10 protein-coding genes are annotated in these 11577 nt (G+C 70.4%); 6 read left to right on the top strand and 4 right to left on the bottom strand.

Annotated elements, in window-relative coordinates; all coding sequences use genetic code 11:
- Nucleotides 1–12: 12 nt before the first annotated feature.
- From C5F48_RS18885 to C5F48_RS18870, 4 genes are read right to left on the bottom strand one after another with little or no spacing between them, the layout of a single operon-like run.
- Nucleotides 13–372 carry a HAMP domain-containing protein gene (locus C5F48_RS18885; RefSeq protein ID WP_258186532.1) on the bottom strand — a complete coding sequence of 120 codons (360 nt, stop codon included), beginning with the start codon at nt 370–372 and terminating at the stop codon, nt 13–15.
- Complete coding sequence (locus C5F48_RS18880) at nt 362–1060, bottom strand: response regulator (protein ID WP_107665378.1); 699 nt, start codon at nt 1058–1060, stop codon at nt 362–364. Before C5F48_RS18880 ends, C5F48_RS18885 begins: the two co-directional genes overlap by 11 nt.
- Nucleotides 1057–4167, bottom strand: coding sequence for a multidrug efflux RND transporter permease subunit (locus C5F48_RS18875; RefSeq protein WP_107665377.1), 3111 nt, complete (start codon nt 4165–4167; stop codon nt 1057–1059). The genes C5F48_RS18880 and C5F48_RS18875 overlap by 4 nt, the downstream gene beginning before the upstream one ends.
- A gap of 26 nt (nt 4168–4193) precedes the next feature.
- Nucleotides 4194–5351: an efflux RND transporter periplasmic adaptor subunit gene (locus tag C5F48_RS18870; RefSeq protein ID WP_245941379.1), complete on the bottom strand. Its 1158-nt coding sequence runs from the start codon at nt 5349–5351 to the stop codon at nt 4194–4196.
- Nucleotides 5352–5572: 221 nt separating this feature from the next.
- On the opposite strand from C5F48_RS18870, the gene C5F48_RS18865 reads away from it, so the two are divergent.
- The 6 genes from C5F48_RS18865 to C5F48_RS18840 form a co-directional block, all read left to right on the top strand.
- On the top strand, nt 5573–6133 hold the full coding sequence (locus C5F48_RS18865) for a L,D-transpeptidase (protein WP_107665376.1): 561 nt from the start codon (nt 5573–5575) through the stop codon (nt 6131–6133).
- 9 nt (nt 6134–6142) lie between these two features.
- Nucleotides 6143–6805: a response regulator gene (locus tag C5F48_RS18860; RefSeq protein ID WP_107665375.1), complete on the top strand. Its 663-nt coding sequence runs from the start codon at nt 6143–6145 to the stop codon at nt 6803–6805.
- Nucleotides 6802–8166, top strand: coding sequence for an ATP-binding protein (locus C5F48_RS18855; protein WP_107665374.1), 1365 nt, complete (start codon nt 6802–6804; stop codon nt 8164–8166). Before C5F48_RS18860 ends, C5F48_RS18855 begins: the two co-directional genes overlap by 4 nt.
- 93 nt (nt 8167–8259) lie before the next feature.
- Nucleotides 8260–9030, top strand: coding sequence for a L,D-transpeptidase (locus C5F48_RS18850; RefSeq protein WP_107665373.1), 771 nt, complete (start codon nt 8260–8262; stop codon nt 9028–9030).
- A gap of 328 nt (nt 9031–9358) precedes the next feature.
- Nucleotides 9359–11146: a protein-disulfide reductase DsbD gene (gene dsbD, locus C5F48_RS18845; RefSeq protein ID WP_245941378.1), complete on the top strand. Its 1788-nt coding sequence runs from the start codon at nt 9359–9361 to the stop codon at nt 11144–11146.
- The coding region (locus C5F48_RS18840) for a prolipoprotein diacylglyceryl transferase family protein (protein WP_181247728.1) at nt 11143–11577 on the top strand (435 nt) is incomplete at its 3' end. The genes dsbD and C5F48_RS18840, both read left to right, overlap by 4 nt.

Genomic DNA, 11577 nt, shown 5'->3' with positions numbered 1-11577 from the left:
CGGCCATGGCCGTTAAAATCCGCGAGCAGATCCCGCCGCTTCGCGGAAACTGCCGGAAGGCAGGACAGCGCGGGCGGAGAAATCGCCGGTGGCGATCCGCCGTGCGGCCCCGGCCACCGATTTCAGCGGCTCGACAATGCGCCGCGCCAGTCGCCAGCCGATCCCCGAGGCGGTCAAAAGGCCGAAGGCCAGCAGCAGCAGGACCATGACGGTATCCGCCGTGCGCCAGACCGCCACCTGCTCGGGGTCGGGGTAGAGCCATTCGTAGATGAAGAGCAGATAGGCCATGAGGCCGAGGTAGACGATCAGCCCGGCGATCAGCGTGAGCGCGACCATCGTCCGGGTGATGCGCGCGTTCAGGTTAACGGACATGGGGCGCCTCCAGCCGGTAGCCGACGCCGCGCACGCCGTCCAGCATGCCATCCGCCCCGGCCGCCGCGAGCTTGCGGCGCAGGTTGCTGACATGGCTGTCGACGGTGCGGTCGAGCGCCGACCCTTCGGGCAGGCAGGCGTCGACCAGATCGCCCCGGCTGAAGGCCCGACCCGGAAAGCGCGCCATATGGGCGAGCACGCGGTATTCGGTCGGGGTGAGATCCAGCGTGACCGGCCCGGCGCCGGCCTCGACCACGGCGCGGAAGGCCAGCGGGTCGACGGTCAGCGGGCCCAGCCGCAGCAGGTGATCCGGCGTCCCTCCCATCGTGCGGCGCAGGACCGCGCGGGCGCGGGCCACCACCTCCAGCGGGTTGAAGGGCTTGACCACATAGTCGTCGGCCCCGATGCGCAGCGCCTGCAGCTTGTCCAGATCCTCGGCCAGCGCGGTGACCATGATGACCGGGGTCTCGCCCCGCCGCCGGATCGCCGCCAGCACCTCATAGCCGTCCTGCCCCGGCAGCTTGATGTCCAGCACCACGAGATCGGGGCGCAGGCGCTGGTGATGGGCAAGGCCGGTCGAGCCGTCACGGGCGCAGATCACCCGGAACCCCTCACGGGCGAAGTAGGTCTCGAGGATCTCGGCGATCTCGGGTTCATCCTCGACGATCAGGATCAGGGCGTCGGTCATTGCGCGGCCTTTCCGGTCTGGTCGTCCGACGCCCTGCGCGTCAGACGGCCCACCAGGACATAAAGCACCGGCACGAAAAAAACCGCCAGAACCGTGGCCGAGACCATGCCGCCGAAAACCCCCGTGCCGATGGCGTTCTGGATCTCGGACCCTGCGCCACGGGCCAGCATCAGCGGGACGACGCCGAGGATGAAGGCGAGCGAGGTCATGATGATCGGCCTGAGCCGCAGCCGCGCGGCCTGCAATGTCGCGCGATGAAGCCCCATCCCCTGTTCGCGCAGATGCCGGGCATATTCGACCATGAGGATCGCGTTCTTCGCCGAAAGCCCGATGATGGTGATCAGACCCACCTTGAAGAACACATCGTTGTCCGTGCCGCGCAACAGAACCGCGGCCACCGCGCCCAGCACCCCCAGCGGCACCACCAGCATCACCGAGAGCGGCAGCGACCAGCTCTCGTAGAGCGCCGCCAGCACCAGGAACACCACCAGCATGGAGGCCGCGAGCAGCATCGGCGCCTGATTGGCCGATTGCTGTTCCTGCAGCGATTGCCCTGTCCATTCCACGGCGAAGCCCTGCGGCAGCTGTTTCGCCAGCCGCTCCATCTCGGCCATGGCCGCGCCGCTCGACACCCCGCTGGCGGCCTCGCCCGAGATGCGCCCGGCCGGATAGCCGTTGTAGCGGTCCAGTTGCAGCGCGCTGCTTTCCCAGACCGGCGTGACCACCTCGGACAGCGGGACCATGCCGCCTTCGATGTTGCGCAGCTCCAGCCGCAGCACATCCTCGACATGCATCCGGGAGGAGGCCTCGGCCTGCACGATCACCTGCTGCAACCGCCCCTGATTGGGGAAATCGTTGACATAGGTCGATCCGATCGCGGTCGAGATCGTCTCGCTGATCGTGTCGAAGCGCAGGCCGAGCGCCTGGGCCTTCTCGCGGTCGATCTTCAGCGCGATGCTCAAGCCATCGGGCAGGCCCTCGCTCATCACGCCGGTGAGCAGCGGGCTCGCAGTCGCCAGGGCGATCAGCTGGTCCTCCGCCGCCTTCAGCGCGGCGGGGCCGGCATTGGCGCGGTCTTCGAGGCGGAGCGAGAAGCCCGAGGTCGAGCCCAGCGAGTCGATCGCCGGCGGTTTCATGATCATGGCGGTGCCCTCGGGCATGGCCGCCATGGCGGCCTCAGCGGCGGCGATCTCCTCGTCGACGCTGGTCTTGCGCTCGCTCCAGTCCTTCAGGCTGGTGAAGGCCTGCGCGGCGTTCGGGCCGGAGCCGGAGAAGCCGAAGCCGAGGATCACGGTGTTCTCGGTGATGTCCGGGCGTGTCGCGGTATGGGCTTCATAGAGCGCGATGGCGGCGCGGGTCCGTTCGGCCGTGGCGCCGGCCGGCAGCTCGAACATGGCCATGAAGCTGCCCTGATCCTCTTCGGGAACGAAGGAGGTCGGGATCCGCAGATAGCCTATGCCCATGGTGCCGATCAGCGCGGCATAGATCAGCAGCATCCGCCCGCCGCGCCGCAGGGTCCAGCCGACCCAGCCGGTATAGCCACGCGTCAGCGCTTCGAAGCGGCGGTTGAACCAGCCGAAGAAGCCGCGCGCCTCGCCGTGCCGGGTCACGGGCTTCAGGAGGGTCGCGCAGAGCGCCGGCGTCAGCGTCAGCGCGAGGAAGGCCGAGAACAGGATCGACACCGCCATCGAGAGGGTGAACTGGCGATAGATCGCACCGACCGATCCGCCGGCCAGCCCCATCGGGATGAAGACCGCGGTCAGGACCAGGGTGATGCCGACAATGGCGCCGGAAATCTCGCGCATCGCCTTCTGTGTCGCGGCCCTGGGGGAGAGGCCCTCGCTCGCCATGATGCGTTCGACATTCTCGACCACGACGATGGCGTCATCGACGATGATGCCGATGGCCAGCACCATGCCGAACATGGTCAGCACGTTGATCGAATAGCCCGCCGCCCACATCACCGCGAAGGTACCCAAGAGTGCGATGGGCGCGACGATGGTCGGGATCAGCGTGTAGCGGACCTTCTGCAGGAACAGCAGGATCACCAGAAAGACCAGCACCATCGCCTCGACGAGCGTCTGGATCACCTTGGTGATCGACACCTTCACGAAGGGCGCCGTGTTGTAGGAGATCGAGACCTCCATATCCTCGGGCATGGCGAGGCGCAGATCCGCCAGCCGCGTCTCGATCGCGGCGGCGGTGCGCACGGCATTGGCGCCGGGCGACATCTGGATGGCGGCGGCGGCGGCCCCCTTGCCATTGCTGCTGACGCTGAAGGCCATGGTCTGCGCGCCCAGCTCCAGCCGCGCCACATCGCCCAGGAGGAGCCGCGAGCCGTCGGCATTCGCGCGCAACGGAATGGCGGCGAAGGCCTCGGGCGTGGTCAGCTGGCCCTCGATGGTCAGCGGGGTCGAGACCCGGGTGCCCGGCGCCGTCGGCTCCTCGCCGACCCGGCCCGGCGTCGAGGGGGCGTTCTCGCGGGCGATGGCCTCGGTCACATCGGCCATAGTCAGGCCATAGGCGGCAAGCTTGGCCGGGTTGACCCAGACACGCATCGCGCGTTCCGATCCGAACTGCTGCACCCGCCCGACACCGGGGACACGCTTGAGCTCTTCCGCCAGGTTACGGGTCAGATAGTCGCCGAGGCTCAGCTCGTCGGTCTTGCCGTCGCGCGACCTGAGGGTGATGACCATCAGAAAGCCCGACTCCGCCGCCTCGACCCCGATGCCAGCACGGCGCACCGGCTCGGGCAGCATGGCTTCGGCATTCTTCAGCCGGTTCTGCACATCGATCTGGGCCAGCTCCGGGTTCGTGCCGGGCCTGAAGGTGACCGTGATATTGGCGCCCCCGGTCGAATCCACGCTGGACTCGTAGTAGAGCACGTTCTTGACGCTGGAGAGTTCCTTCTCGATCGGCCGGACGACGCTGTCGCTGACGGTCTGTGCATCGGCCCCGGAATAGGTGGCGAAGACGCTCACGCTGGGGGGTGCGATGTCGGGGAAGCGCGCGACCGGCATCTGCGGGATCGCGACGATCCCGGCGAGCGCGATGAAGATTGCGATGACCCAGGCAAAGACCGGGCGGGTGATGAAGAATTGCGACATGAGGCCGGTCTTTCAAGGTTGGGTCGTCAGGGACGGGACGCTGCGGCGACTTCATCTGCGCGGCGCGGAGTGACCTGTATCGCAGCGTCCTCGGGCACGCGGTCCTGGCCGCGGATCGCGACGGTGTCTCCGGGCTTCAGGCCGGCGGTGATGATGATGCGGTTGCCGATCCGGTCGCCGAGGCCCACGTCGCGGCGCCGCGCCTCGCCCTGATCGGAGACCACGACGACCTGCGCCGTACCGTCGCCGCGGCGCAGGACGGCATCTTCGGGCAGGAGCAGGGCGTCGGGCACGATGCCGCGCGGCAGCCTCGCGCGGACGAACATGCCGGGCAGCAGGGCAAGATGGGGGTTTTTCGCCTCGACGCGGACCGAGACGCTTCCCGTTCCGGGATCGACGATCACATCCGAGAACCGGAGCACCCCGGTCAGGGGTTCCGCCCCGTCCCGCTCCGCCAGGATCCGCACCGGCCCCAACCCCGCCTCGGCGGCGGACTGGATCGCGTCCAGCCCTTCCGAAGGCAGGCGCAGGTCGATGAAGACCTTCTCCAGATCCTGCACCACCGCCAGCGGCTTCTCGCCCCCCGGCGCCGCCAAACCGCCGGCGTCGGCAAGCCCCGCCGCAACATAGCCGTCGATCGGCGCGCGCAACGTGGCGAAGCCGAGATCCAGCCGCTTGCGCTGCACCACGGTGCGCGCTTCCATCAGGCCGGCTTCGGCCAGCACCAGATCGGTGCGGGCGCTGTCGTTCTTTTCCAGACTGACCGCGTTGCGCGCCAGAAGCGCATCCGACCGTTCCACCGCCCGGCGGGCGTGCGAGACCGCGGCCTCGGCACGCGCCAACGCCGCCTCCGCCGTGCGCAGCTCGGCCTCCAGAGGCGCCGGGTCGATGCGGAAGAGCACGTCGCCTGCCTTGACCCGCGCCCCCTCATCCACCGTCCGCTCTAAGATCAACCCGCCGACCTGCGGGCGGATCTCGACCCGGCGATAGGCCGCGACCCGGCCGGACAGTTCGTCCTCCAGCACGACCCGTTCGGGCAGAACCGTCTCGACCATGAGCTGAACGACGCGGTCCGGACCGGCCTCGCCGCCCCCCGCCTCGCCGGAAGGGCGGGGCAGGAGAAAGGCGAGCGATCCCGCCATCAGGGCCAGGAAAAGCATGATGGAGAGACTGCGGCGCGTCATGTCGTGGCCCTTCGTTTCACAAGGCCCGCTGATCGCACCGCGCCGTGGAAGAACCGCAGAGGTTTCGTGGAGATTGCGTGGAGACAGCGCCGAGCAGCTCACTCTGCACGCTCAACCGCCTGTCGGAGTACGAGTGAGTGGCCGCGACGCGGAGATCGACTTAAGCCCCGCTTAAGGTCGGACAGGCATCTGCCGGGCTCCCGTCATTCGAGGAGATCCAGATGGCCTTCCAGACCAAGCCCCCTGCCCTGTCGCGCCGCGCCTTCGGGCTCGGCACGGTGGCGACGCTGCTCGCGGCGCCGAGCCTCGCGCTGGCCAGCCCGCGCGCCAACATTTCCAGCTACACCACCCAGGACTGGCGCGAGCATTTCGACCGTCTCGGCAAGGGCGTCATCCTGGCCGACCTGACCTCGCGCGCCGTGCATTACTGGGGGCCGGACGGCGACACCTACCGGCTCTACCCCAGCTCGATCCCGATGCGCGAGGATCTGACGAGGCGCGGCAAGACCGAGATCGTGCGCAAGCGCGTCGGGCCGGACTGGACGCCGACGCAATCGATGATCGCCGAGAACCCGGAGCTGCACTACATGCCGCCCGGCCCGGACAATCCGCTGGGCACCCATGCGATGTATCTCAGCTGGCCCGCCTATCTGATCCACGGCACGCATGATACGCGCAAGATCGGCCGGCAGTCTTCCTCCGGCTGCGTCGGGCTCTATAACGAGCATGTCGCCGAGCTTTTCGCCATGGCCGAGGTCGGCACCCAGGTGAAGCTGTTCTGAAGGGGTCGCATGCGGATACTCATCGTCGAAGATGACGCCGTCCTCCTGGACGGGTTGCAGGTCGGGCTGCGGCTGGCGGGCTTCAGCCCGGAGTCGGTGGCGACGATCGACGATGCCCGCGGCGCGCTGGCGGCGGGGCGCTTCGACGCCCTGGTGCTGGACCTGATGCTGCCGGACGGCTCGGGGCTCGACCTCCTGGCCGAGTTGCGCGCCGCCCGCGACCCGGTGCCGGTGCTGCTGCTGACCGCGCGCGACCGGCCCGCCGACAAGGTGCGCGGGCTGGACCTCGGGGCCGACGACTATCTCGGCAAGCCCTTCGAGCTGACCGAGCTCGCCGCCCGACTGCGGGCGCTCGGCCGCCGCCCCGCTGGGCTGTCCGAGGCGCAGCCCGCCTGGAACGGCGTCACGCTGGACCTCGCCTGCATGCTCGCCCTGCGTGGCGAAACGCCGATCCAGCTGTCGCCGCGCGAATTCTCGGTGCTGCGCGCGCTGATGGCGCATCCCCGCGCCATCCTCAGCAAGAACCAGCTGGAGGAGCAGCTCTACGGCTGGCAGGAGGAGATCGACAGCAACGCGGTCGAGGTGCATGTGCACAAGCTGCGCGCCAAGCTGGGGCACGGTTTCATCGAGACGGTGCGCGGCGCGGGCTACCGGCTGGCCGAGCCGCAATGACCTCGATCCAGCGCCGGCTGTTCGTCGTGCTTCTCGCCGCCACAGGCGTCATCTGGCTGTCGGCGGCGGTCTGGATCCAGTCCTCCACCCGCAGCGAGCTGGACCGGGTGCTCGACAACCGTCTGGCCGAGGCGGCGCGCATGGTGGGCAGCCTCGTCGACGAGGACGGGCTGCAGTTGAACGCGGCGATGGATCTCGCCGCCCCGGCCCTGCCCGGCGAGACGGCGCACAGCTATGCCCGGCAGCTGTCCTGCCAGGTCTGGGGCCTCGACGGCACAAGGCTCGCCGCCTCCTCCCAGGCCCCGCAGGCGGCGCTCTCGGGCTCCGAACAGGGCTTTTCCGAGCGCGAGGTCGAGGGGCTGGTCTGGCGGGTCTACACCCATGTCGACGAGACGCGCGGCATAAGGGTGATGGTCGGCGACAGCCTGCAGATCCGCGAGCGTCTGCTGACCGACATGGTGATGGGGCTGATGTGGCCGACCCTCTTGATCCTGCCGCTGCTGGCCGCGGCGATCTGGATCAGCCTGGGCCGTGGCCTCAGCCCGCTGCGCCGCATCGCCGAGCAGCTGACCCGGCGCGGCGCCGACGACCTCGCGGCGCTGGAGGCCGAGACCCCGCGCGAGGTGGCGCCGATGGTGGCGGCGCTGAACGGGCTCTTCGGCCGGGTCCAGGCGGCGCGGCGGCGCGAGCAGGATTTCACCGCCTATGCCGCGCATGAGCTGAAGACCCCGCTGGCCGGGCTGAAGATGCAGGCCGAGGTGGCGCGGCTCGCCCCCGACGCCGCGACCCGCGACCATGCCCTGGCGCAGATCCGCCGCGCGGTGGACCGCTCCGACCGGCTGGTGCACCAGTTGCTCGACATGGCGGCGGTGGATCAGGGGGCCGAGGACGGCAGCCCGCGCAGCCTGGCCGAGGTCTGCGCCGAGGTGGTCGATCTCACCGCCCCGGCAGCCCGCGCCCGCGGCGTGACGCTACGGCAGACCTGCGACGACCGGCTCGCCGCGCAGCCGCACCCGGCGCCCGGCCTGCTGATCGCGGCGCTGCGCAACCTGGTCGAGAACGCGCTCCACGCTAGCCCCGAGGGCGGCAGCGTCGAGCTGGAGTTGCGGGCCGACGGCGACGGCTGGCGGGCCGAGGTGCGCGACGAGGGCCCCGGCATCGCCGACGCCGACCGGGCGCGGATCACCGAGCGCTTCCACCGCGGCGAGGGGCGCGGCGCCGGGCGCGCAGAGGGCAGCGGGCTCGGCCTCGCCATCGTGGAGACCGCCGCCGCCCAGATGGGCGCGCGCTTCACCCTGGAACGCCGCCAGCCGCGCGGCGAGCTGGCCCGGCTGAGCTTCGCCGCCCCGCCCGCCGCCTGAGGCCTGAGGGCCGAGGCCGGGTTTAAGCCCGGCTTAAGCAAGGCGCGCGAGGGCAGGCCAGCGCCGCAGCCTGCGGTCCAGAAGGATTTCCGAATGCGCCTTGCCTCCCGCCTCTCTCTTCCCCTGCTCCTGACGCTCGCGGCCTGCGCCCAGCCGAAGGTCACGACCACCGCCCCGCCCGCCGAGCAGCAGCTCGATCCCGAGCTGGTCGCCATGTATGCCGAACTGCCCGACGGCGATGTCACCATCCCGGCGATCCCGCCGAAATGGCTCTCCGAGCGCAACAAGCGCCGCGAGGTCGACTACTGGACCGACGAGAAGCCGGGCACCATCATCGTCGATCCCTTCGCCCGCTATCTCTACCTGGTGGAGCCGAACAACCGCGCCATGCGCTACGGCGTGGCGGTGGGCGAGGAGGGGCGCGGCTTCTCCGGCGAGGCAACGATCCCCTTCACCCGGGAATGGCCGCGCTGGACCCCGACGCAGAACATGATCAAGGAAGACCCCGAGCAATACGGGCCGGTCGCCGGCGGCATGGAGGGCGGGTTGCAGAACCCGCTGGGGGCGCGCGCGCTCTACCTGTTCCGCGGCGGCAAGGACACGTTCTACCGCATCCACGGCACCGCGAACCCGTGGTCGATCGGGCAGGCCACCTCGGCTGGCTGCATCCGGCTCTACAACCAGGACATCGTCGACCTGCACGATCGGGTGAAGCCCGGCGCGCAGGTGGTCGTGCTGACCGAGGCCGAGACCGGCAAGGGCACCGTGCCCCCCGGCACGCCGCTGCCGCCGGCGGATTATGCCGAGACGCTGGCTGCGAGCAATCCGGGCGCCACCGCCGCCACGATGTCCCCGGGCCAGTGACGGGCGGGGACGGCGCGGGATCGGGTTTCCAGCGCCGCCCGCGCCACCACGGCCTGCCGCGGCTTTCTCCGCCGCAGGCCGAGCCGCAGCGTGTTAACGACAGAAAGCGAGCTCCCCGTCATCGCCAGCGCCGTAGGCTCGGGCCTCAGAAACCCCAACATCGCGACCGGCAGCGCCACCCGGTTGCAGCAAAGCCCGAGGTCTTCCTCGCGATCCGCCGCGGCGCCCACACCAGCGCGGGCGCATCACCCGAGCCTCGCGGCGGCGTGATGCCGGGAGGCGCGCCGCCGTTAAGCCCGGCTTAAGCCGCTGCGGCGAAGCGGGTGGCATGCAGATGATCTTCGCGCTTCGCCCCGCCCTCCTCTCCCTGATCCTCGCCTTGGGTCTCGGCCTCCTCGCCCCCGCCCTTGCCCAGGAGGGCGGGTTTTCCATCCCCGGCAGCTTCAGCTCCGCCTCCGAGCCGCGCACGGCGGACGAGGCCTTCGTGCTCGGCGTCGAGCCGCGCGGCGGGACGGTGCATCTGAGCTGGCAGGTGACGCCCGGCTATTACCTCTACCGCGAGTTCTTCAAGGCCCGGGCCGCCGACGGCAGCGCGCTGAGCCTCACCCTGCCGGAGGGCGAGCCGAAGGAGGATCCGACCTTCGGCACGATGCAGGTCTATCACCATGATGTCGCGCTCGACCTGCCCGCCGAGGTCTTTCCGGTCACGCTGACATGGCAGGGCTGTCAGGACGACGGCATCTGCTATGCGCCGATCACCCGCAGCGTCGCCGCCGACGGCACGGTCACCACGGCAACGCCCGCTGCGCCCGGCGCCGAGCCGCAGGGCACGGGGCCGCGCATGGCCTCGGAGCCGGGGCTGGTGGAGCGCATCGCCGCGCGGGGTGGATCGTCACTGGTGATCCTCGCCTTCTTCGGCTTCGGCCTGCTGCTGGCCTTCACCCCCTGCGTGTTGCCGATGGCGCCGATCCTGCTCGGGATGCTGTCGCGGCAGGGCGAAAGCCTGACCGCCACGCGCGGCGCGGTGCTTTCGGGCGTCTATGTGCTCGCGATGGCCACGGCCTTCGGGCTGCTGGGCGTGGTCGCGGCGCTGTCGGGGCAGAACCTGCAGGTCGCGCTGCAATCGCCCACCGCCCTCGTCGCCGTCGCCGCGCTCTTCGGTCTGCTCGCGCTGTCGAGCTTCGGCGCTTTCGATCTCGCCCTGCCGCAGTCTATCACCGCGCGGCTCGGCAGCCTCGGTCAGGGGCATCGCGGATCGACTTTGGGAGCGGCGGCGCTCGGCTTCACCTCGGCGCTGATCGTCGGGCCCTGCGTCACTGCCCCTCTGGCGGGGGCGCTGCTCTATATCGCGCAGAGCGGCGACATGCGGCTTGGCGCGGCGGCGCTCTTTGCGCTGGGGCTCGGTCAGGGTGTGCCGCTGCTGGTCGCCGGAACGCTGGGCGCCCGCGCCCTGCCCCGCGCCGGGGTCTGGATGGAGGCGGTGAAGCAGGTCTTCGGCTTCGTGTTCCTCGGCATGGCGGTCTGGCTTCTGGGCCGCATCGTCCCCGGGCCGGTGTCGCTTGCCCTCTGGGCGCTGCTCGCCATCGGCCTCGGTCTCGCCTTGGGCGCACTCGAGCCCGCCACAACGCTGCGCCGTCATCTGGCGCGGGGCGTGGGCGTGGCCGCGCTGATCGCCGCTGTGGCGCTGGGGCTGGGTGCTGCGGCAGGCGGCGACGAACCGCTGCAACCCTTGGCCGGCCTTGGCGGAGGCGAGGCCTCCGCCAAGGCGTTGACCTTCGCCGAGGTCACCGACAGCGACGGGATGGACCGCGCCCTGCCGCAGGGTGCGCCGGGGCTGATCTATGTCACCGCCGACTGGTGTGTCACCTGCCGCACCATCGAGCGCGAGGTGCTGGACGATCCGGAGGTGATCGCGGCGCTCGGCGGCCGGACGCTGGTGAAGGCCGATGTCAGCGACTTCGACGGCGCCTCGCAGCAGATGCTGGACCGTCTGCAATCGGTCGGCCCGCCGACGATGATCTTCCTCGACCGGATGGGAGCCGAGACGCCGCAGACCCGGCTGATCGGCGATTTCGGCGCCGACGAGGTCGTGGCCAGCGCCGGGGCCGCCCGATGATCGCGCTCGGCCCCTTCGTGCTGTCCGCCGAACGCTTCTCCGCCGGGCTCGGCATCCTCGCCTTCCTGATCGCCGTCGCGGTGCTGACCCGCTTGGCCGGGCGCGGGCCCGAGCGGCGGGCGACGCAGGCGGTGGTGCTGGGCGTGATCGCCGCGCGGCTGGCCTTCGTGCTGGCGAACCTGCGGGTGTTCCTCGAGGACCCGCTCAGCGTGCTCTACCTCTGGCAGGGCGGCTATCTCTCGCTCGTCGGCGTCGTGGTGGCGGCGCTCTGGCTCGGGCGCAAGCTGCGGCGGATGCCGGATCAGCTCGGCGCCTTCGCCATAGCCCTGATCCTCGGCGCCGCCTCGTGGAACACCGTCCGCCTGCTCGCGCCCGAACCGGGGGCGAGCCAGCTGCCGACGCAGACGCTGGCAACGCTCGACGGCGGCCCC

The sequence above is a fragment of the Cereibacter changlensis JA139 genome (genome assembly GCF_003034985.1).
Lineage (GTDB): Bacteria > Pseudomonadota > Alphaproteobacteria > Rhodobacterales > Rhodobacteraceae > Cereibacter > Cereibacter changlensis.
The sequence above is the reverse complement of the archived record's forward strand: the minus strand, read 5'-3'. Positions and strand labels throughout refer to the sequence as shown.